The organism is Variovorax ureilyticus, from assembly GCF_037889935.1.
Lineage (GTDB): Bacteria > Pseudomonadota > Gammaproteobacteria > Burkholderiales > Burkholderiaceae_C > Variovorax > Variovorax ureilyticus.
The window spans coordinates 317,585-336,744 of sequence record NZ_JBBKZU010000006.1; the positions used below are offsets into that span (position 1 = coordinate 317,585).

Consider the following 19,160-nt stretch of genomic DNA (forward strand, 5'->3'; position numbering starts at 1 on the left):
CGATGTCCGAACATCTTGATTTGACGAAGCTGATCTTCGGCCGTCTCAGCTGGGAAGCGATTCCGCTTCACGAACCGATTCTCCTGGTGACCTTCGCCGCCGTCGTGCTCGGCGGTATCGCGGTCCTCGGCGCGATCACCTACTTCCGCCTCTGGGGCACCCTGTGGCGCGACTGGATCACCAGCATCGACCACAAGAAGATCGGCATCATGTACGTGATCCTCGGTCTCGTCATGCTGCTGCGCGGCTTCGCCGACGCGATCATGATGCGCGCCCAGCAGGCCATCGCCTTCGGCGACTCGGCCGGCTATCTCCCGCCGCACCACTACGACCAGGTCTTCACCGCCCACGGCGTGATCATGATCTTCTTCGTGGCGATGCCGCTGGTCACGGGCCTGATGAACTACGTCGTGCCGCTGCAGATCGGCGCGCGCGACGTGGCCTTCCCGTTCCTGAACAACTTCAGCTTCTGGATGACGACCTTCGGCGCCATCCTGGTGATGGCATCGCTCTTCGTCGGCGAATTCGCGCGCACCGGCTGGCTGGCCTACCCGCCGCTCTCGGGGCTGGACTTCAGTCCCGACGTGGGGGTCGACTACTACATCTGGTCGCTCCAGATCGCGGGGGTCGGTACCTTGCTCTCGGGCGTCAACCTGATCGCGACCATCGTGAAGATGCGCGCTCCCGGCATGACGCTCATGAAGATGCCGGTGTTCACCTGGACCGCCCTGTCCACCAACATCCTGATCGTCGCTGCCTTCCCGGTGCTGACCGCAGTGCTCGCGCTGTTGTCGCTCGACCGCTACGTTGGAACGAACTTCTTCACCAACGACCTCGGCGGCAATCCGATGATGTACGTCAACCTCATCTGGATCTGGGGCCACCCGGAGGTGTACATCCTGGTCCTGCCGGCCTTCGGCATCTTCTCCGAGGTGGTGGCGACGTTCTGCGGCAAGCGCCTCTTCGGCTACGCCTCGATGGTGTACGCGACGCTGGTGATCACGATCCTCTCGTACCTCGTGTGGCTGCACCACTTCTTCACGATGGGCTCGGGCGCGAGCGTGAACTCCTTCTTCGGGATCACGACGATGATCATCTCGATCCCGACGGGCGCGAAGATCTTCAACTGGCTGTTCACGATGTACAAGGGCCGCATCCGCTTCGAGCTGCCCATGATGTGGACCATCGCCTTCATGATCACCTTCGTGATCGGCGGCATGACCGGCGTGCTGCTGGCGGTGCCCCCGGCCGACTTCGTGCTGCACAACAGCCTGTTCCTGATCGCGCACTTCCACAACGTGATCATCGGCGGCGTTCTGTTCGGCCTGCTGGCCGGCATCACCTACTGGTTCCCGAAGGCCTTCGGCTACAAGCTGGATCCGTTCTGGGGCAAGTGCTCGTTCTGGTTCTGGGTGGTGGGCTTCTACGTCGCCTTCATGCCGCTGTACGTGCTCGGACTGATGGGCGTGACGCGCCGCCTGAACCACTTCGAGGACCCGTCGCTGCAGATCTGGTTCGTGATCGCCGCCTTCGGCGCCGTGCTGATCGCGCTGGGCATCGCCTCGTTCATCATCCAGCTCGTGGTGAGCTTCTTCCGCCGCGAGCAGCTGCGCGACAACACGGGCGATCCGTGGGACGGCCGCACGCTGGAGTGGTCGACCTCGTCGCCGCCACCGGCCTACAACTTCGCGTTCACGCCGCGCGTGCATGACAACGACGCCTGGGCCGACATGAAGAAGCACGGCTTCGTCCGCCCGACCGACGGCTTCATCCCGATCCACATGCCCAAGAACACCGGCGCCGGCTTCATCATCGCGGCGTTCGCGACGGTCATGGGCTTCGCACTCATCTGGCACATGTGGCTGATCGCCGGCATCGGCTTCGTCGCCATGCTGTCCGCCGTCATCGTCCACACCTTCAACTACAAGCGCGACTTCCACATCCCCGCGGAAGAAGTCGTCCAAACCGAAGGCGCACGCACCCGCCTCCTGGCCGCCCATGTCTGACGCTACCGCACTCTCCCCCGCCGGCGCCGCGAGCGCCAGCCCCAGTTCGCGCTTCTACCTGAAGACCGAGCACCACCCGGAAAACGGCACGCTGCTCGGGTTCTGGCTCTACATCATGAGCGACTGCCTGGTGTTCGCCTGCCTGTTCGCGGTCTACGGCGTCCTCGGGCGCAGCTATGCGGCCGGCCCCTCGGGCGCCGATCTCTTCGATCTGCGGCTGATCGCGCTGAACACCTCGCTGCTGCTGCTGTCCTCGATCACCTACGGCTTCGCGATGCTCGAGATGCAGCGCAACAAGGTGAAGGCCGTGATGATCTGGCTGGTCGTCACCGGCCTGCTGGGCGCCGGCTTCATCGGCATCGAGCTCTACGAGTTCGCGCACCTGATCCACGAAGGCGCGGGCCCGCAGCGCAGCGCGTTCCTGTCGTCGTTCTTCGCGCTGGTCTCCACGCACGGCCTGCACGTGACCTTCGGCATCATCTGGCTGATCGTCCTGATGAGCCAGGTGGCCAAGCACGGCTTCATCGCCGAGAACCGCCGCCGCCTGATGTGCCTGTCGATGTTCTGGCACTTCCTGGACGTGGTCTGGATCGGCGTCTTCACCTTCGTCTACCTGATGGGAGTGCTGCCATGAGCGCGCACGACGCAACCTCCGACCACCACGGCCACGATCACCACGACGACCATGGCCATGACGATGGCGCACCGCACGCCACCTTCAAGGGCTACATGACGGGCTTCGTCCTGTCGATCATCCTGACGGCGATCCCCTTCTGGATGGTGATGGGCAACGTGTTCGAGAAGCCCGGCACGACCGCGATCGTCATCCTCGCGTTCGCGGCGGTGCAGATCGTGGTGCACATGGTGTACTTCCTGCACATGGATTCGAAGTCCCAGCATGGCTGGACGATGCTGGCGTTCATCTTCACCGTCGTGGTGGTCGTCATCACCCTGACCGGCTCGTTGTGGGTCATGTACCACATGAACAACAACATGATGCCGCACATGTCGACGGAACAGCACCACAAGCCTTGATGACCGAGCGCGGCCCCCGATCCGCGCCCTTCCTGATCGCGCTCGGGATCTGCGCGGCGCTGGTCTTCACGGGGCTGGTCGCCCTCGGCCTCTGGCAGGTCGAGCGGCGGGCCTGGAAACTGGATCTCATTGCCAAGGTCGACCAGCGCGTCCATGCGCAGCCCGTTGCGGCGCCCGGCCCCGGGCAATGGCCGCAAGTCAGCCTGGCCGCCGACGAATACCGTCGGGTCTCGGCCACCGGCACCCTCCTTCACGATCGCGAAACGCTGGTGCAGGCCACCACGGCTCTCGGCGGCGGCTACTGGGTGCTGACGCCGCTGCAGCGTGCAGATGGCAGCGTCGTGCTGATCAATCGGGGCTTCGTTCCGCCGGAGCGCCGCGATCGCGCGAACCGCGGCGATAGCGCGCCGAGCGGCGAGACCACCATCACCGGGCTGCTGCGAATGACCGAACCGGGCGGCAGCTTCCTGCGGCACAACGACCCAACCCCAAACCGCTGGTACTCGCGCGACGTGAAGGCCATCGCGGCCGCGCGCGGGCTCGACCAGGTCGCGCCGTTCTTCATCGACGAGGGCGCTCATGTCGACCAGAGCGCCGCAGCACCGAGGCAGCAATCCTGGCCCGTCGCAGGGCTGACGGTCATCAGCTTTCCGAACAGCCACCTGACCTACGCGATCACCTGGTTCGCCCTGGCACTCATGATCCTCGCGGCCGCCTGGTACGTGGCGCGGGATGAGCTTCGGCTACGCCGAAGCCGCATGCGCGAAGATGCGCGCCATGACTGACACGACCGCGATCGCGCCCCCGCCCGCGCCCCAAACCGAGAGCGCCTCGGGCTCGCGCTTCGGCGACGCCACCGGCCTGAAGAACATGCAGCAACTGATCCAGCTGCGCTGGATCGCGGTGGTCGGCCAGGTCGCGACGATCCTCGTCGTCCACTTCGGCTTCGGCATCCGGCTGCCGCTCGACCAGATGCTGGCGGTGCTGGCCGGCCTCGCCGCCTTCAATGCGGCAAGCCAGTTGCGCTGGCGCATCCCGCGCGACGTGACCAACACCGAGCTGTTCATCGCCCTGCTGGTGGACGTCGGCATGCTCACCGCGCAGCTCTATCTGAGCGGCGGCGCGGCCAATCCCTTCGTCTTCCTGTACCTGCTGCAGGTGATCATCGCCGCGGTGCTGCTGGAGTCGTGGTCGACCTGGACGATGGTCGGCGTGACCATCGCGTGCTTCGCCGGCCTCGCACTCTTTTCCGAACCGCTGCCGCTGTCGACGGACCCGGGCCAGGGCCTGTTTCGGCCCTACGTGGTCGGGATGCTGATCTGCTTCGCGCTGGTGGCGGCGCTGCTGGTGGTGTTCATCACGCGCATCAGCCGCATCCTGCGCGGCCGCGACGCGCGCCTCGCCGACCTGCGCCAGCGTGCGGCCGAAGAGGAGCACATCGTCCGCATGGGCCTCCTGGCCTCCGGTGCGGCGCACGAACTCGGCACGCCGCTCGCCACGCTCGCCGTGATCCTGGGCGACTGGCGCCACCTGCCTCACTTCACCTCCGACCCGGAACTGCTGGAAGAGGTCATCGAGATGGAAGCGCAGGTCAAGCGGTGCAAAACCATCCTGAGCGGCATCCTGCTGTCGGCGGGCGAAGCACGCGGCGAGAACTCGGAGGAAACCACCGTCAGCACCTTCCTTGACGACCTCGTCGAGGAATGGCGCACCACGCGCGCCGCCAACTCGTTCGCCTACGAGAACCGCTTCGGCCACGACCTGCCCATGGTCTCGGATTCGGCCCTGAAGCAGATGATCTGCAACGTGCTGGACAATGCGCTGGAGGCTTCGCCGCAATGGGTGGGCCTCACGGCCGCGCACGACGGCGATGCGCTGACCCTGACGGTCTCGGATGTCGGCCCCGGTTTCGCGCCGGAAATGCTGGCGCAGTTCGGAAAGCCTTATCAATCGAGCAAAGGCCGGCCCGGCGGCGGGCTGGGCCTGTTCCTCGTGGTCAACGTGGCGCGCACGCTCGGCGGCAGCGTCACGGCGCGCAACCGTCCCGAGGGCGGCGCGGTCGTCACGCTGACGCTGCCGCTGGCGGCGATCACGCTCGAAGAGGACGACGAAGAAAACGATGGACACCGACCCTGAACGCCTGCTGCTGATCGTGGAGGACGATGCGGCCTTCGCGCGCACGCTCGGCCGCTCGTTCGAGCGCCGGGGCTACACGGTCATGCACGCGTCGAACGTCGATCAGGTCGCGGAGCTGCTAAAGGACCATTCGCCCGGCTATGCAGTGGTCGACCTGAAGCTCAACGGCGACGCCTCGGGGCTCGCGTGCGTGCAGACGCTCAACCGGCACGACCCTTCGATGCTCATCGTGGTGCTCACGGGCTTCGCGAGCATCGCCACCGCGGTCGAGGCGATCAAGCTCGGCGCCTGCCACTACCTCGCCAAGCCGTCGAACACCGACGATATCGAGGCCGCCTTCGGGCGCGCCGAGGGCACCGTCGACGTCGAACTGACCAACCGTTCGACATCGATCAAGACGCTGGAGTGGGAGCGCATCCACGAGACACTCGCCGAGACCGGCTTCAACATTTCCGAGACCGCACGCCGGCTCGGCATGCACCGGCGCACGCTGGCGCGCAAGCTCGGCAAGCAGCAGGTCAAGTAGGCCGCGCGCGGGGCGGCAGCGCGACTTGTACCGGGGTTTTGTGGATAACGTTGTGTGTAGTGCGTGGAGGCGATGTCACGGAGGTCGACGCCATGCGGGTTGCCGCTGAATTGCCTCCGAAAGAGGCAGCGGACCCGCATGTCCGCGCGAGGCTCCTCAGCCCTTGATGAAGGCGAGAAGATCGGCGTTGAATTCGTCGGCCTGCGTGGTCGCCAGCCCGTGCGAGCCGCCGGGGTAGACCTTCAGCGTCGAGCCCTTCACCAGCTTCGAAGACAGCATGGCCGAGGCGCCGATCGGCACGATCTGGTCGTCGTCGCCATGCGCGATCAGCGTGGGCACGTCGAACTTCTTCAGGTCCTCGGTGAAGTCGGTTTCGGAAAACTGCCTGATGCAGTCCAGCAGGCCCTTGTGCCCGCCCATCATCCCCTGGAGCCAGAACGAATCGCGCACGCCTTGCGACACCTTCGCGTTCGGCCGGTTGTAGTTGTAGAACGGGGTCGTGAGATCCATGAAGAACTGCGAGCGGTCGGCGGTCACGCCCGCGCGGATGCCGTCGAAGACCTCCAGCGGCAGCCCGCCGGGGTTCGCGGCGGTCTTGAGCATCAGCGGCGGCACCGCGCCGAGCAGCACCGCCTTGGCGACGCGCGACGTGCCGTGCCGTCCGATGTAGCGCGTGACCTCACCGCCGCCGGTGGAGTGGCCGACCATCACCGCGTCCCGGATGTCGAGCTTGTTCATCAGCTCCGCAAGGTCGTCGGCGTACGTGTCCATGTGATTGCCGTCCCATGGCTGGCTCGAACGGCCATGACCACGGCGATCGTGCGCGATGACGCGATAGCCGCGCTCGCCGAGGAACACCATCTGCGCATCCCACGCATCCGCGGTGAGCGGCCAGCCGTGGGAGAACACGACCGGCTGGCCTTTGCCCCAGTCCTTGTAGTAGATCTGCGTGCCGTCTTGGGTGGTGATGGTGCTCATGCGGTCCTTTCCGTGGTTGTGCTGGGAGGGATGGAGGGAGGTCCACGCCCGATCGGGCGGGGCAGGGGAGCGTAGACGAGCGACCTTCTTTTTGGAAGCGCCGGGGCGCGCCGCGCGATACGACCAACGGCGGATGGCGCGACCCGCAGCCGGCGCGCTATAAGCTGGCGCGCACCTTGCGTGCCGAAGTCACCCCGAACGAGGAGCCCGCATGTTCTATGGTTTGACGCCCCTGGGAACCGTCCACACCGCCATCAGCCTCGTGGCGGTGATCGCCGGGCTCATCGCCTTTTTTCGTTTCAAGGAAATTTCGCTGAACACTCGCGCCGGTCGGGTGTACGTGGTCACGACGGTGCTCACCTGCCTCACCGGCTTCGGCATCTTCCAGCACGGCGGCTTCGGCAAGCCGCATGCGCTGGGCGTCATCACGCTGGTCGTGCTCGCGGTGGCCTGGCAGGCAGGTCGTTCGAATGTCTTCGGGAGGCTGTCGCCCTACGTGGCGATGGTCGGCTACTCGCTGACCTTCTTCTTCCACATGATTCCGGGCGTCACCGAGACCGCGACGCGCCTGCCGCTGGGCGCACCGTGGGTGGCCGACCCGGATGCGTCGCCGGCGCTGCAGGCGATCATCGGCGGTCTGTTCGTCGTCTTCCTGATCGGTGCGACACTGCAGGTGCTGCGCCTGCGCGCCACTCGCGCGGAAGGCGCGGCCGATGTACTTCGCGTGCTGGGTTGAACGGCCTCAGAGGCGTACGAAATACTTGAAGCCGAGAACAACCACGACACCGAGAACGGCGAAAAAAACAAGCCGGCCCCAGCGCGCGACAGGCTGGTTGTAATCCGGCATTTCATTGCGATGGAGACCGGGAAACGAGGTGGTGTCCGGCTTGTCCCGATGCCAATCGTGGAAGTTGTCGCGGTTGGTATTCATGTAATACATTTTAACTACACTTACATGGATTCCTACACGGGGTAGGACCTGACTGACGCCCGCTGCGCAAAAACGCACGCTTCACCGGGGCGACGCAACACTTCACGAGATTTCGCGCCGGCATCACGGGGCGTTTACCCCCCGTGCGCAGCATGAAGGCTCCTTCATTCCACGGGAGATCGTCATGAAGAAACATGCGTTCGCAGCGGGCGCCATCGCCCTGCTTTTGCTGGGCACCCTCGCCCTTCCGGCCCAGGCCAGTCCCTACGGCTACGACAACCGCGCAACGGTCGTCCCGCCGCCGCCCCCGCGCGGCTACGTCATGACGCCGGGCTACCGCTACGTGCAGCCCGCGCCGCATGGGTATGGCCACGACACCCGCTGGGAATACCGCCGCCGATGGGGCGATCGCGACCACGATGGCATTCCGAATCGCTACGACCGTGATCGCGACGGCGATGGCGTTCCCAACCGCTACGACCGCCGCCCCGACAACCCGTACCGCTACTGACCGTCCCATCCGCCGGGCGGGAGGTCGCCCGGCGGATATCGACGCTGTCCGGCGTCTCTGCTAAGGTTTTGTGTACAGCATCCACAAACCTTCAGGAGACTGCTCCCATGCCCCCGCATTCCATGGACGACCGCCGGCGCTGGCTCGCGCTGATGGTTCTGTGCCTCGGCGTCCTGATGATCGTGCTCGACACCACGATCGTGAACGTCGCGCTGCCCTTGATCCGCGAGGATCTCGGCTTTTCCGAGACCTCGCTGGTCTGGGTGGTCAATGCCTACATGCTGAGCTTCGGCGGATTCCTGCTGCTGGGCGGGCGGCTCGGCGATCTCTACGGGCACCGGCGGCTCTTCCTGCACGGCATCACCCTGTTCACGCTCGCCTCGCTGGCCTGCGGACTCTCGAATTCACAGGCGCTGCTGGTGGCGGCGCGCGCGGTGCAGGGACTGGGCGGCGCGGTGGTGTCCGCCGTGGCGCTGTCGCTCATCATGAATCTCTTCACCGAGCCCGCCGAACGCGCGAAGGCCATGGGGGTCTACGGCTTCGTCTGCGCGGGCGGCGGCAGCATCGGCGTGCTGCTGGGCGGGCTGCTCACCGGCGCGCTCAGCTGGCACTGGATCTTCCTCGTCAACCTTCCGATCGGCGTCGCGGTCTACGCACTCTGCACGGCCCTGCTGCCCGACGCACGCGGACACGCGGCCGGCGAACGCCTCGACGTCGGGGGCGCGGTGACCGTCACCGCCGCGCTGATGCTCGCCGTCTACGCGATCGTCAACGGCAACGAGGCGGGGTGGACGTCGACGCAGACCCTGTCGCTGCTCGGCGTGTCGCTCGTGCTGATGGCGATCTTCCTTTTTATCGAATCCCGCGTGCAGCATCCGCTGATGCCACTGCGGCTTTTTCGCCTTCGCAACGTGTCGACGGCCAACGTGATCGGCGTGCTCTGGGCGGCGGCGATGTTCGCGTGGTTCTTCATCTCGGCGCTGTACCTGCAACTGGTGCTGGGCAGCACGCCGATGCAGGTGGGCCTCGCCTTCCTTCCGGCCAATCTCATCATGGCGGCGTTCTCGCTCGGGCTCTCGGCACGGCTGGTGATGCGGTTCGGCAACCGCGGGCCGCTCTCCTTCGGCCTGCTCCTGGCGGCAGCGGGCCTCGCCCTGTTCGCGCGGGCGCCGGTCGACGGCAGCTTCGTCGTGGATGTCCTGCCGGGCATGACGCTGCTCGGCATCGGCGCGGGCATGGCGCTCAATCCCCTGCTGCTCGTGGCGATGAGCGACGTCTCGCCGAGCGAATCGGGCCTGGCCTCCGGCGTGGTCAACACCGCCTTCATGATGGGCGGCGCCCTCGGGCTCGCGGTGCTGGCGAGCGTGGCCGCGGCGCGCACCGGGAATCTGCTCATGGCCGGCATCTCGACACCTGTCGCACTCACTGCGGGATACCAGTCGGCATTTCTCGTCGGCGCGATCTTCGCGGTCGTTGCAGCCGTGTTGGGGGCGGTGCTTCTTCGCGGCCGTGCACAAGCCGCAGGTTCGATGACACGGGCGTAACGTAGGCATCGGCCTACAGAAAATCCGGGGACGCGCGCCCACCATCAAGGCATGAAAAACCCGATCAAACTCGTCATCGACGAGCCTGCGCCCGGATCCTTCATCTGGACGCTGCTCGAAACCGATGCTGGCGGCGCGCCGCGCAAGGTGTTGCGCTCGGCCGAGTACGGAGCGGACACCTACGAGGCCGCGCTCGCGGCCGGTACGCGCATCATGGACGCCGAGATTCGCAAGAACGTCGAGGCGCCCGCGCAGCGCAACAGCTCCTAAGCCAGGAGCGATTTCAAAGGCACGGCCGGATCGGCCGCGACCGCCGGGTCGGGGCTGCGACGGGCTTCGAGCAGCTTGCGGCTCATCATGTGGTCGACCGGTGCGTTCACCGATTCGACGCAGCGCAGCTGCGCCCCGACGTAGTGCAGCAGCGAGAACGACGCGGCGTTCGCGCCCGGCCGGCGGACCGTGAGCGCGCCCGGGGTCCCCGGCACGGGCACCAGCCCGGCCATCTGCAGCCGCAGGCTTCCCTGATCGGACCAGAACCACGGCACCACGTCATGCGGACGCGGTGCTCCGGTGAGCGTCGCGACCGCAGTGCGCGCCTGGTCGTTCGCGTTCTGCACCGATTCGAGCCGCAGCGGCGCATCCGAGCGCTGGTCCGGAAAGCGCGTGCAGTCGCCGATCGCGAGGATCGCCTCGTCGCTGGTCTGCATGAAGGCATCGACCACCACGCCGTCGGCGCATTCGAGCCCTGCCGCCTGCGCGAGCGCGATCTCGGGCACCGCGCCGATCCCGAGCAGCAGGAGGTCGATCGGCTGGGGCTGGCCATCGATCTCGATCGCGGTCAGGTGATGGCCGTCGATCTGCAGCACATCCGTCTTCACCCCGACGCGGATGTCCATGCCCGCCGCGCGATGCGTCGCCAGCACATGCGCCGACAGCTCCGGCGACACCGCACGGCCCAGCAGCCGCGGCGCGCTTTCGAGCACCAGCACCTGCTTGCCGAGCGCCAGCGCGGTCGCCGCCACTTCGAGCCCGATGAAGCCACCGCCGAGCACCGTCACATGCTGCGCTGCAGCGAGCTTGTCGCGAAGCTGGACCGCTTCATGCGCCGCACGAAGAAGGGCGACGTTCTCCAGCCCTTCGAGCGCCGAGATGCGGCGTGCGCGCGTGCCGGTGGCGAGCACCAGCCGCTCCCATTCCAGCACCGCGCCCGACTTGAGCGTGACGGTACGCGCCTCGCGGTCGATGGCCTCCGCCGCGTCGCCCAGGTGCAGCGTGACGCCCGCTTCCGCATACCAGGCTTCGGCCCGATGCTGCTGTGGCACCTCGTCCGGGCTCTTGAGGAAGGTCTTGGACAGCGGTGGCCGGTGATAGGGAATGGCCGCCTCCTCGCACACCATGTGGATGCGCGCGCCCTGCCCCGCTTCCACGAGGCCGGCACAGAGTTGGGCGGCCGCATGGCCGCCGCCGATGATGACGATGTTCGAATTCATGATGGTTTCCGTGACGTGTCCGCCACTGTAGCTTTAGCATGGCGGTCACTACCACAGCGAACACAGAGACAACGAGATGAAGATACGCATCATCGGCGGCGGCCCCGCGGGCCTGTTCTACGCCTACCTGATGAAGCAGGGCGATCCGTCGCACGACATCCGCGTCTACGAGCGCGATCCCGAAAGCGCCACCTACGGCTGGGGCGTGGTGTTCTCCGACGTCGCGCTCGCCTTCGTGCGCGACATCGCGCCCGCGCTCTACGACGCGATGACGCACAACCAGGAGGTGTTCGACGAGATGGCGGTGGTGCACCAGGGCGTGCATGTCACGCTCGCGCACAACACCTTCCACCGCATGGCACGCATCGACCTGCTGAAGGCGCTGCACACGCACTGCCGCAAGATCGGCGTCGCCATCGAGTTCGAGCAGCGCGTGGAAGACATTGGTGCCTTCGCCGATGCCGACCTGATCGTCGCCGCCGACGGCGCCAACAGCGCGATCCGCACGCGCTTCAAGGAGCACTTCGAGCCCACGCTCGACGAGCGTCCGAACCTGCTCGCGTGGTATGGCACCACGCAGCTCTTCGACCCGCTGTCGCTCATCTTTCGTCAGAACGCCGACGGACTCGCGATCGCGCACACCTACCGCTACAGCCGCACCCACAGCACCTTCCTCGTCGAAGTCGACCCGGCCACTTTCGAGAAGGCCGGACTCGGCCGCATGAGCGAAGCCCGGAGCCTCGCGTGGTGCGAGAAGGTCTTCGCCGAGGACCTGCAGGGCCACCCGCTGCTGTCGAACAAGTCGAGCTGGTTCCGCTACACCATCGTGAAGAACCGCCACTGGCACTGGCGCAACATCGTGCTCATCGGCGACGCGCTGCGCACCGGCCATCCATCGGTCGGTTCCGGCACCCGGCTCGCGATGCAGGACTCGATCGCGCTCTTCGATGCGTTCAAGACCTGCGGCAACGATGTGCCGAAGTTGCTGGAGGAATTCGTTCGCATCCGCCAGCCCGGCTCCGACTCGCTTCAGAAGGCCGCGATCAAGAGCACCGAGTGGTACGAGAACCTGGGCCCCAAGCTGCCGCTCGATCCGATCTCCTTCGCCTACGACTACGTCACGCGCAGCGGCCGCGTGGACCATGACGATGTGCGCAAGCGCGATCCGGAACTCGCTGCGGCGTACGAGAAACTGCACCCCGAACTCAGCTTCTGACCGGAGGGATCCACCATGCTCGAAGGCTGCGTGCCCTGGCCCGCCGAGGCGGCCGACAAGTTCCGAAAGCTGGGGCTGTGGGAAGACATCACGGTCGCCGAGATGGTCGAGCGCACCATGCGCACGATGCCGGACAAGACGGCGGTGGTGTTCAAAGAGCGGCGCATCAGCTACGCGGACCTGGTGCGATCGTCGCAGCGGCTCGCCGTGGCCCTGCTCGACCTCGGCCTGAAGCCGCGCGACCGCGTGGTGATGCAGTTGCCGAACGTGCCCGAATTCGTCATCGCCTACCTCGCGCTCAACCGGATCGGCGCGATCCCGGTGATGGCGCTGCGCGCCCATCGGCACAACGAGGTGCGCCACTTCATCCGTGCCTCGGGCGCTGCGGCGTACCTGGTGCCCGACGTGATCGGCAGCTTCGACTACCGGGCGATGGCGGCGGAGATGGCGGCGGAGTCTCCGCACCTGCGCCACGTCATCGTCGCGGGCGAGCCCGCGCCGGGGCAGCGCGCGCTGGCGCCGCTGATCGACGGCAGCACGATCGACGCCCACGCGCTCGGGCAGCGCCTCGACGCGGTGCGCCCCTCGCCCGACGACGTCTCGACCATGCTGCTCTCGGGCGGCACCACATCGGTGTCGAAGCTGATCCCGCGCACGCACAACGACTACGTGCTCAACGCGCGCCTGTGCGCGCACACGGCAGGATTCGACCGCGACACGGTGTTCATGGCGATCCTGCCGCTCGGACACAACTACAACCTCGCCTCGCCCGGCATGCTCGGCACCTTCCATGCGGGAGGCACGGTGGTCATCGCCGCGAGCACCGACATCGAAGAGATATTCGCCACCGTCGAGCGCGAGCGCGTCTCGGTCATCGCGAGCGTGGTGCCGCTGATCTCGAACTGGATCAACAGCGACGTGCCGGCGCGCTTCGACCGCTCGACGATCAAGGTGATCCAGAACGGCGGCGCGCGACTCGCGCCCGAGCTGCGCATGCGCCTGCGGGAACAGTTCCACTGCACGCCGCAGGAGATCTACGGCACCGCCGAAGGGCTCATCAACATGACGCGACTCGACGACCCGGATGATCTGCTGCTCGAAAGCTCTGGCGCGCCGGTGAGTGAATACGACGAGATCAAGGTGCTCGACGACGACGACCGCGAAGTGCCCGACGGCGAGCCCGGCGAGTTGGTCACGCGCGGCCCCTACACCATCCGCGGCTACTACAACGCGCCGGAGAAGAACGCGGAGGCCTTCACGCCAGACGGCTTCTACCGCATGGGCGACATCGTGCGAAAGCGCGGGCGCCACGTCTTCACCGAAGGCCGGCGCAAGGACCTCATCAACCGCGGCGGCGAGAAGATCAGCTGCGACGAGATCGAGAACCTGATCTTCGGCATGCCGCAGGTCAAGGTGGTCGCGCTGGTCGGGCTACCCGACCCCGTGTTCGGCGAGAAGGCCTGCGCCTGCGTGATCCTGCAGCCGGGTGCGACGCTCGGCTTCGACGAGCTCATCGCCTACCTGCGCCAGCAGAAGATCGCGTCCTTCAAGCTGCCGGAGCGGCTGGAGATCATGCGGGAGTTTCCGGTGAGCCCGGTGGGCAAGATCCTCAAGCGCGAACTGCGCGAACGGATCCTGGCGCAGGCGAACGCATGATCGTCCTCTACCACTGCGTGAGCGCTCGTTCGTTCCGGCCGCTCTGGATGCTCGAGGAACTGGGCGCCAGATCGGGCAAGGATTACGAACTGCGCATGCTGCCCTTTCCGCCGCGCATCCTGCAGCGCAGCTATCTCGAGATCAATCCGCTGGGCACCATTCCCTACCTGATCGATGGCGAAACGCGAATGACCGAATCGGCCGCGACGTGCCAGTACCTCGCGCATCGCTGCGATCCGGACAACGCACGCGGGCTCGCCTTACGCCCGGATGAACCTGGCTTCGGCGCCTGGCTCAACTGGCTGCACCATGGCGAGGCCACGCTCACCTTTCCGCAGACCATCGTGCTGCGCTACCGATACTTCGAGCCCGACGAACGCAAGCTTCCGCAGGCCGCCGAGGACTACGCCAGGTGGTTCCTGGCTCGGCTGCGCGGCATCGACGCGGTACTTCAACAGCATGACTATCTTTGCGCCGACCGCTTCACCGCTGCCGACGTCTCGGTGGGCTACGCGCTCATGCTCGCCGGCGAAGTGCGCCTGTCCGAGCACTTCCCGCCGGCGGTTGCAGCCTATTGGGAGCGCCTGCAGCAGCGCGAAGGCTATCGACGCGCGCTCGCCGAGCAACATGCCGCAGCGCTCGCGCAGGGCGTTTCGCCATCGCCCTCCCCCACCGGCGCGCCGCCGGCTCGGCGTTGACGCCACAGCGCCGGTGCGCGAGGCCGAACCGGCGTGGCGGTAGGCGCGCGGCCACGCCTGCGCGGGTATCCTCCCGACAGGCACGACACGGTCCCACCCAAAGAATCCGCTCACCATGATGCCCACCCCCACCGCCACGCCCGGCGTCGATGCGCTCTGGCCCCTGTGCCTCGACATCACCCTGCATCGCCGTGGCGAACTGGCGCGCCTCCCGTGGAATGCCAATGCGCCGCTGGCCGGCGACGCGGCGCACGGCTTCTCCCTGCGCGGCGTGTGGGACGACGCTGCGGTCGAACTCTTCGAACTCATCAAGCCGCTGCTCGACCGGCCGCGCGAAGGCGCCCCGTGGATCATCGGCCAACTCGGCCAGAGCCTCGACGGCTACGTCGCCACCCACAACGGCGACTCGCATTACGTCAACGGCCGCGAAGTGCTGGTGCATCTCCATCGCCTGCGCGCGCTCTGCGATGCAGTCATCGTCGGCGCGAACACGGCAGCCCTCGACGATCCGCAGCTCACCACGCGGCACGTCGAGGGACGGCATCCGGTGCGGGTGCTGATCGATCCGGCGCTGCGGCTGACGCCCACGCTGCGCGCCCTGTCGGACCGGCTCGCGCCGACCCTGCTTGCCTGCGATGCCCGTCGCGCCGCAGAAGCGGCCCGTCGCTTCGGCGCCGATCAGGTGCTCGGCGTTCCCGCGCTGGTGGACGGCGAAGGCCGGCTGAACCTGCGCGCGCTGGTGACCGAACTCGCGTCACGCGATCTGCGGGTTCTCTTCGTCGAGGGCGGCGGCGTCACGGTCTCGCGCTTCATCGCACAGGGCTGTCTCGACCGGCTGCACCTGAGCATCGCGCCGGTCGTCATCGGCTCCGGACGGCCCGGGCTGCAGATTCCGCGCAGTGCCGCGATGCGCGACTGCCTGCGGCCGTCAGGGCGTGTGTTCCGCATGGGCGAGGACGTGCTGTGGGACCTCGACCTGCGCGAGACGGGGCCGCGCCAGAACGGCTGAACGCGCGCCTCAAGGCAAGGTCGCCAGCAGGTCGCGATGACCGACACGCAAGGTCGTCGAGGCGATCCGTTCGAGCCGCCGCGCCATCCAGCCTTCGATCGACGTGACCGCCGGATCCTGCTCCTGCGCTGCGGCCGCTGCGCCTTCGATCATGGCGCGCAGCATGGCCATCGAACGCGCGCCATTTGTGCCGTCGACGTGCCAGTCGCTCGCCGCTTGCGCCACTTCGTAGCCCAAGGCCGAGAGCCTCGCCGCGGCATGCTGAACCGCGTCGCCGCCAAGCGCCGGGCCGAAGCCCTTGTCGCGGCGCTGATGCGAAGCGAACAGGCGATGAATCTCTTCGTCGCCTGAAAGCGGGGGCTGCCATTCGACGCAGCCATCGACGCTCAATGCGAACAGCAGCGCAGCCTCGGCATCCCGCGCGCACTGGGCCAATCCATCGATCCATCGTGCCGACACGAGATCGAGCAGCGCCGACGCGGTGATCAGTCGATGACGGCCGAACGACGCGGCGTCGAAGGGTTGCGCGAGATCGCAGGTCAGCATCTCGACCTCGACCGTCAGCCCGGGCCCTTCGAAGCGGAGACCGCCGTTGCTCGCGACCAGCGACAGGCCCTGTGTCCGGCACCATGACGCCATCGCGCCCGGCACGGCCGCCAGCAATCGCGGATCGTGGTCGACCAGCGTCCAGCGCTGCACGCCGCCGAGCCGAGGCGCGAGTTCGCGCAGGTTCGCGCCGGTGCCGCAGGCCAGATCGAGCACCGTCAACACCGAGTCCCCGCCGCGCAGGCGTGCCGCGAGGCCTCCGAGATCGAACGAACTGGAAGCAGCGCGACGCGCTTCGCGATCGAACGATTCGCGCAATGCCAGCCAGTCGGCGCTGAAGCCGCTCATTCGTCGCCAGCGGTCTGGAGGGCTTCCAGCGCCATCGCAAAGCGGGCCGCGCTGTCCGCCCAGGTCGGCAGCCGGTCACGCGCCGCCCGCGCGCCTGCCGCGAGCTGTTCACGCCAGGCGGTGTCGTCCATCAAGCGCTGCAGCGCCGCGCGAAGCGCCGACTGGTCGCCGGGCGGCACGAGCGCGCCCGCATCGGCCGGCACGGTGTCCGGAATCGCGCCGGCCGTGGTGCTGATCACCGGCAGGCCACGCGCGAGCGCCTCGGCGAGCGCCATGCCGTAGCCCTCATGGAAGGACGGCAGCACGAAGACATCGGCGCGCGCATAGAACGCATCCAGCGCCGCTTCGTCCTGCTCGCCATGCAGCGCCACCCGATCGCGCAGGCCGTGGCGATCGATCGCATCGACGAGCGCCGCGGAGCACGCGGCATCCATCGTGAGACTGCCGACGCAGTCCAGGACCCAGCGCCGGTCGCGCAGCTCGGCGAGCGCGTCGACCAGGAGGCCATGACCTTTGCGCGGGCTCACGTTCGCCACGCTCAGCAAGTGCAGTCCGCCTGCGCCGGATCCGGCGGCGAGCGGTGCCGGCGCCGTGCCGGGCTCGACCACTGAGACGTGCGCGGCCGGAATGTCGTACGCGGCCAGCGCGCGCGCGGTCGAGGGGCTCGTGACGATCACGGCACGCGCGGTCGCAAGCGCCCTTCGTTCGCTGTCGAACAGCATCGCTTGCGTATCGGCGTCGAGCCCGGTCTCCAGCGCGAGCGGGTGATGCACGAGCGCCGCCCACCGCAGGCGCTTCGCATGGGCCTCTGCAACGTCGGCCATCGCGCCGAAGGCCAACCCATCCACGACGACCACCGAGTCGTCGGGCAATGCCTCCACGACCAGACGGGCCGCCTCCATGGCCGCATCGTCAGGCACCGGCCAACCATCGCCGAGCGAGCGCACATCGACATGCCAGCCCAGCGTCCGCAGGCCATCGACGATATGCCGGTCGTAGGTGGAGCCGCCGGTGCGTGCGCCGAGATCGCCCGGCACGAGAAAGCTGCAACGCCCGTTCACGACGCGCGCGCAGGCAATGCGCCCTCGTAGGCCGCCCACGCCACGTGCGATTCGTTCAGGCGCACGCGCAGGCTCGACAGGCCGCCCGCATGTGCGCCGAGTTCGCCGGCAGCGATGCATGCGGCCACGCGGTCGAAGATCACGCGCGCCATGAATTCGGTGGTCGTGTTCCTGCCCTTGAAAACCGGATCGTCGTCGAGGTTGCGCAGGTTAAGTTCGCCGAGCACGCGGCGCAACACTTCGGTGGCGAGCGCGATGTCGACCACCACCCCATCGGGATCGAGTTCGGCGCGGCGCATTTCCAGATCGACGACGTAAGTCGCGCCATGCAGGCGCTGGGCCGGCCCGAACACCTCGCCGGTGAAGCTGTGGGCAATCATGAAATGGTCGCGGACGTTGACGCTGTACATGGGGGCCTTTCGGATGCGAAGAGTGAATTCAGGAATAGTCGATGCGCTGGCAGAGCGTGTCGGGCGCGCCGCTGGACAGCCGTTCGAGCACCGCGGGCAATTCATCGAAGGGTGCGCTGTCGGTGATGAGCGCGTCGAGCACCGGATCGCACAGCAGCGAGAGCGCCAGCGCCATCCGTCGGCCGCGGTCCCATCGCGCACGCTGGGCGGTCGCCACATGGCCGACCTGCGAACTCCGGAGCGTGAGCCGGCGCGAATGGAACGCTTCGCCCAGCGGCAGCGGCACATCGCGCGCGCCGTACCAGCTCATCTCGATGACGGTCGACTCGAAGGCTGCGAGCTTCAGCGCGGTGACAAGGCCTTGAGGGTCCCCGCTCGCATGGACCACGAGGTCGGCATCGGGCGCCGCGTCCTGCGGCAGCGCGAAGCCGAGGCCCAGCGCTTCGGCCAGCGATCGACGCGAGGCGCGCACGTCGACGAGTTCCACCTTGCAGCCCGGCACGCGCCCCGCGAGCCAGGCGACCAGCAGCCCGACCACCCCGCCGCCCACCACCGACATGCGATCGCCCAAACGCGGCGCAGCGTCCCAGATGGCATTGACGGCAGTCTCCATGTTCGCGGCCAGCACCGCGCGCGCGGGCGGAAGGCCCTCGGGCAACACATGCACCGCATCCGCCGGAACGACATAGCGGGTCTGGTGCGGATGAAGACAGAAGACGTGACGGCCCTTCAATGCTTCAGGCCCGTGTTCGACGATGCCGACGCTGGCGTACCCATACTTCACCGGCGCCGGGAAATCCCCTTCCTGGAAGGGCGCGCGCATGCGCTGGAATTCGGTCGCCGGCACCTCGCCGCGAAACACCAGCATCTCGGTGCCTCGGCTGACTGCGGAGTGAAGGGCTCGGATCACCACCTGCCCCGCCGCCGGGGAAGGCATGGTCGCGGCACGGATCGCCGCCCGGCCGGGCGCCTCGATCCAGCAAGCCCTGGCGCCACCCGGAATGTCGTGGGACGGATATGCAGGCATCGTTCGCAACGCCCGCTGCCGCGAGCGACCCT

General features: G+C 67.3%; 21 protein-coding genes. 14 read left to right on the forward strand and 7 right to left on the reverse strand.

Going from position 1 to position 19,160, the window contains the following annotated elements; all coding sequences use genetic code 11:
- Positions 1–2: 2 nt before the first annotated feature.
- The 6 genes from cyoB to WKW77_RS16170 are packed head-to-tail and all read left to right on the forward strand — an operon-like array spanning position 3 to position 5,703.
- Positions 3–2,006, forward strand: coding sequence for a cytochrome o ubiquinol oxidase subunit I (gene cyoB / locus WKW77_RS16145; RefSeq protein ID WP_340357865.1), 2,004 nt, complete (start codon positions 3–5; stop codon positions 2,004–2,006).
- Positions 1,999–2,640: a cytochrome o ubiquinol oxidase subunit III gene (gene cyoC / locus WKW77_RS16150; protein ID WP_340357866.1), complete on the forward strand. Its 642-nt coding sequence runs from the start codon at positions 1,999–2,001 to the stop codon at positions 2,638–2,640. The genes cyoB and cyoC overlap by 8 nt, the downstream gene beginning before the upstream one ends.
- The gene (cyoD, locus tag WKW77_RS16155; protein WP_340357867.1) at positions 2,637–3,041 is read left to right on the forward strand and encodes a cytochrome o ubiquinol oxidase subunit IV; all 405 of its coding nucleotides are present in this window, start codon (positions 2,637–2,639) and stop codon (positions 3,039–3,041) included. The genes cyoC and cyoD overlap by 4 nt, the downstream gene beginning before the upstream one ends.
- Positions 3,041–3,826, forward strand: coding sequence for an SURF1 family protein (locus WKW77_RS16160; protein WP_340357868.1), 786 nt, complete (start codon positions 3,041–3,043; stop codon positions 3,824–3,826). The genes cyoD and WKW77_RS16160 overlap by 1 nt, the downstream gene beginning before the upstream one ends.
- Positions 3,810–5,177 (forward strand): ATP-binding protein, encoded by a 1,368-nt coding sequence (locus WKW77_RS16165; RefSeq protein WP_340358003.1) that lies wholly within the window; start codon positions 3,810–3,812, stop codon positions 5,175–5,177. Before WKW77_RS16160 ends, WKW77_RS16165 begins: the two co-directional genes overlap by 17 nt.
- On the forward strand, positions 5,161–5,703 hold the full coding sequence (locus tag WKW77_RS16170; RefSeq protein ID WP_340357869.1) for a response regulator transcription factor: 543 nt from the start codon (positions 5,161–5,163) through the stop codon (positions 5,701–5,703). The genes WKW77_RS16165 and WKW77_RS16170 overlap by 17 nt, the downstream gene beginning before the upstream one ends.
- A 156-nt stretch (positions 5,704–5,859) precedes the next feature.
- Here WKW77_RS16170 and WKW77_RS16175 read toward each other — a convergent pair whose 3' ends face one another.
- A complete protein-coding gene (locus tag WKW77_RS16175) occupies positions 5,860–6,681 on the reverse strand; it encodes an alpha/beta fold hydrolase (RefSeq protein ID WP_340357870.1) in 822 nt (273 codons plus the stop codon).
- A 211-nt stretch (positions 6,682–6,892) separates the two neighbouring features.
- Here WKW77_RS16175 and WKW77_RS16180 point away from each other — a divergent pair, with 211 nt between their 5' ends.
- On the forward strand, positions 6,893–7,417 hold the full coding sequence (locus WKW77_RS16180) for a DUF2306 domain-containing protein (protein ID WP_340357871.1): 525 nt from the start codon (positions 6,893–6,895) through the stop codon (positions 7,415–7,417).
- Positions 7,418–7,423: 6 nt separating this feature from the next.
- Here WKW77_RS16180 and WKW77_RS16185 read toward each other — a convergent pair whose 3' ends face one another.
- A complete protein-coding gene (locus tag WKW77_RS16185; RefSeq protein ID WP_340357872.1) occupies positions 7,424–7,612 on the reverse strand; it encodes a hypothetical protein in 189 nt (62 codons plus the stop codon).
- A 184-nt stretch (positions 7,613–7,796) separates the two neighbouring features.
- On the opposite strand from WKW77_RS16185, the gene WKW77_RS16190 reads away from it, so the two are divergent.
- The 3 genes from WKW77_RS16190 to WKW77_RS16200 all read left to right on the forward strand — a co-directional run bounded on the left by WKW77_RS16190 (position 7,797) and on the right by WKW77_RS16200 (position 9,937).
- Complete coding sequence (locus tag WKW77_RS16190) at positions 7,797–8,123, forward strand: hypothetical protein (RefSeq protein WP_340357873.1); 327 nt, start codon at positions 7,797–7,799, stop codon at positions 8,121–8,123.
- 107 nt (positions 8,124–8,230) lie between these two features.
- Entirely contained in the window at positions 8,231–9,667 is a 1,437-nt protein-coding gene (locus tag WKW77_RS16195; protein ID WP_340357874.1) for a DHA2 family efflux MFS transporter permease subunit, read from the forward strand.
- Positions 9,668–9,718: 51 nt separating this feature from the next.
- Positions 9,719–9,937, forward strand: a complete 219-nt coding sequence (locus WKW77_RS16200; protein WP_340357875.1) for a hypothetical protein — start codon at positions 9,719–9,721, stop codon at positions 9,935–9,937.
- On the opposite strand, the gene WKW77_RS16205 is transcribed toward WKW77_RS16200, so the two are convergent.
- Positions 9,934–11,157 carry an NAD(P)/FAD-dependent oxidoreductase gene (locus WKW77_RS16205; RefSeq protein WP_340357876.1) on the reverse strand — a complete coding sequence of 408 codons (1,224 nt, stop codon included), beginning with the start codon at positions 11,155–11,157 and terminating at the stop codon, positions 9,934–9,936. The genes WKW77_RS16200 and WKW77_RS16205 overlap by 4 nt on opposite strands.
- Positions 11,158–11,233: 76 nt before the next feature.
- Between WKW77_RS16205 and WKW77_RS16210 the strand changes: the two genes are divergently transcribed.
- The 4 genes from WKW77_RS16210 (at position 11,234) to WKW77_RS16225 (ending at position 15,736) form a co-directional block, all read left to right on the forward strand.
- Positions 11,234–12,373 carry an FAD-dependent monooxygenase gene (locus tag WKW77_RS16210; protein WP_340357877.1) on the forward strand — a complete coding sequence of 380 codons (1,140 nt, stop codon included), beginning with the start codon at positions 11,234–11,236 and terminating at the stop codon, positions 12,371–12,373.
- A gap of 15 nt (positions 12,374–12,388) precedes the next feature.
- Positions 12,389–14,029, forward strand: coding sequence for a (2,3-dihydroxybenzoyl)adenylate synthase (locus WKW77_RS16215; protein WP_340357878.1), 1,641 nt, complete (start codon positions 12,389–12,391; stop codon positions 14,027–14,029).
- A complete protein-coding gene (locus tag WKW77_RS16220) occupies positions 14,026–14,727 on the forward strand; it encodes a glutathione S-transferase family protein (RefSeq protein WP_340357879.1) in 702 nt (233 codons plus the stop codon). Before WKW77_RS16215 ends, WKW77_RS16220 begins: the two co-directional genes overlap by 4 nt.
- A gap of 115 nt (positions 14,728–14,842) precedes the next feature.
- Positions 14,843–15,736: a RibD family protein gene (locus WKW77_RS16225; protein ID WP_340357880.1), complete on the forward strand. Its 894-nt coding sequence runs from the start codon at positions 14,843–14,845 to the stop codon at positions 15,734–15,736.
- A 9-nt stretch (positions 15,737–15,745) separates the two neighbouring features.
- Here WKW77_RS16225 and WKW77_RS16230 read toward each other — a convergent pair whose 3' ends face one another.
- Genes WKW77_RS16230 through WKW77_RS16245 form a run of 4 tightly spaced genes read right to left on the reverse strand, consistent with a single transcriptional unit; the run spans position 15,746 to position 19,128 of the window.
- Positions 15,746–16,630: a class I SAM-dependent methyltransferase gene (locus WKW77_RS16230; RefSeq protein WP_340357881.1), complete on the reverse strand. Its 885-nt coding sequence runs from the start codon at positions 16,628–16,630 to the stop codon at positions 15,746–15,748.
- Positions 16,627–17,691, reverse strand: a complete 1,065-nt coding sequence (locus tag WKW77_RS16235; protein WP_340357882.1) for a glycosyltransferase family 4 protein — start codon at positions 17,689–17,691, stop codon at positions 16,627–16,629. The genes WKW77_RS16230 and WKW77_RS16235 overlap by 4 nt, the downstream gene beginning before the upstream one ends.
- Positions 17,688–18,101 (reverse strand): 6-pyruvoyl trahydropterin synthase family protein, encoded by a 414-nt coding sequence (locus WKW77_RS16240; RefSeq protein ID WP_340357883.1) that lies wholly within the window; start codon positions 18,099–18,101, stop codon positions 17,688–17,690. The genes WKW77_RS16235 and WKW77_RS16240 overlap by 4 nt, the downstream gene beginning before the upstream one ends.
- Before the next feature lie 28 nt (positions 18,102–18,129).
- Positions 18,130–19,128, reverse strand: coding sequence for a zinc-dependent alcohol dehydrogenase (locus WKW77_RS16245; RefSeq protein WP_340357884.1), 999 nt, complete (start codon positions 19,126–19,128; stop codon positions 18,130–18,132).
- Positions 19,129–19,160 lie beyond the last annotated feature (32 nt).

Bases quoted from the DNA above. Each gene is read 5' to 3' on its own strand.
- cyoB (WP_340357865.1), top strand. From the start codon at position 3: ATGTCCGAACATCTTGATTTGACGAAGCTGATCTTCGGCCGTCTCAGC.
- cyoC (WP_340357866.1), top strand. From the start codon at position 1,999: ATGTCTGACGCTACCGCACTCTCCCCCGCCGGCGCCGCGAGCGCCAGC.
- cyoD (WP_340357867.1), top strand. From the start codon at position 2,637: ATGAGCGCGCACGACGCAACCTCCGACCACCACGGCCACGATCACCAC.
- WKW77_RS16160 (WP_340357868.1), top strand. From the start codon at position 3,041: ATGACCGAGCGCGGCCCCCGATCCGCGCCCTTCCTGATCGCGCTCGGG.
- WKW77_RS16165 (WP_340358003.1), top strand. From the start codon at position 3,810: ATGCGCGCCATGACTGACACGACCGCGATCGCGCCCCCGCCCGCGCCC.
- WKW77_RS16170 (WP_340357869.1), top strand. From the start codon at position 5,161: ATGGACACCGACCCTGAACGCCTGCTGCTGATCGTGGAGGACGATGCG.
- WKW77_RS16175 (WP_340357870.1), bottom strand. From the start codon at position 6,681: ATGAGCACCATCACCACCCAAGACGGCACGCAGATCTACTACAAGGAC.
- WKW77_RS16180 (WP_340357871.1), top strand. From the start codon at position 6,893: ATGTTCTATGGTTTGACGCCCCTGGGAACCGTCCACACCGCCATCAGC.
- WKW77_RS16185 (WP_340357872.1), bottom strand. From the start codon at position 7,612: ATGAATACCAACCGCGACAACTTCCACGATTGGCATCGGGACAAGCCG.
- WKW77_RS16190 (WP_340357873.1), top strand. From the start codon at position 7,797: ATGAAGAAACATGCGTTCGCAGCGGGCGCCATCGCCCTGCTTTTGCTG.
- WKW77_RS16195 (WP_340357874.1), top strand. From the start codon at position 8,231: ATGCCCCCGCATTCCATGGACGACCGCCGGCGCTGGCTCGCGCTGATG.
- WKW77_RS16200 (WP_340357875.1), top strand. From the start codon at position 9,719: ATGAAAAACCCGATCAAACTCGTCATCGACGAGCCTGCGCCCGGATCC.
- WKW77_RS16205 (WP_340357876.1), bottom strand. From the start codon at position 11,157: ATGAATTCGAACATCGTCATCATCGGCGGCGGCCATGCGGCCGCCCAA.
- WKW77_RS16210 (WP_340357877.1), top strand. From the start codon at position 11,234: ATGAAGATACGCATCATCGGCGGCGGCCCCGCGGGCCTGTTCTACGCC.
- WKW77_RS16215 (WP_340357878.1), top strand. From the start codon at position 12,389: ATGCTCGAAGGCTGCGTGCCCTGGCCCGCCGAGGCGGCCGACAAGTTC.
- WKW77_RS16220 (WP_340357879.1), top strand. From the start codon at position 14,026: ATGATCGTCCTCTACCACTGCGTGAGCGCTCGTTCGTTCCGGCCGCTC.
- WKW77_RS16225 (WP_340357880.1), top strand. From the start codon at position 14,843: ATGATGCCCACCCCCACCGCCACGCCCGGCGTCGATGCGCTCTGGCCC.
- WKW77_RS16230 (WP_340357881.1), bottom strand. From the start codon at position 16,630: ATGAGCGGCTTCAGCGCCGACTGGCTGGCATTGCGCGAATCGTTCGAT.
- WKW77_RS16240 (WP_340357883.1), bottom strand. From the start codon at position 18,101: ATGTACAGCGTCAACGTCCGCGACCATTTCATGATTGCCCACAGCTTC.
- WKW77_RS16245 (WP_340357884.1), bottom strand. From the start codon at position 19,128: ATGCCTGCATATCCGTCCCACGACATTCCGGGTGGCGCCAGGGCTTGC.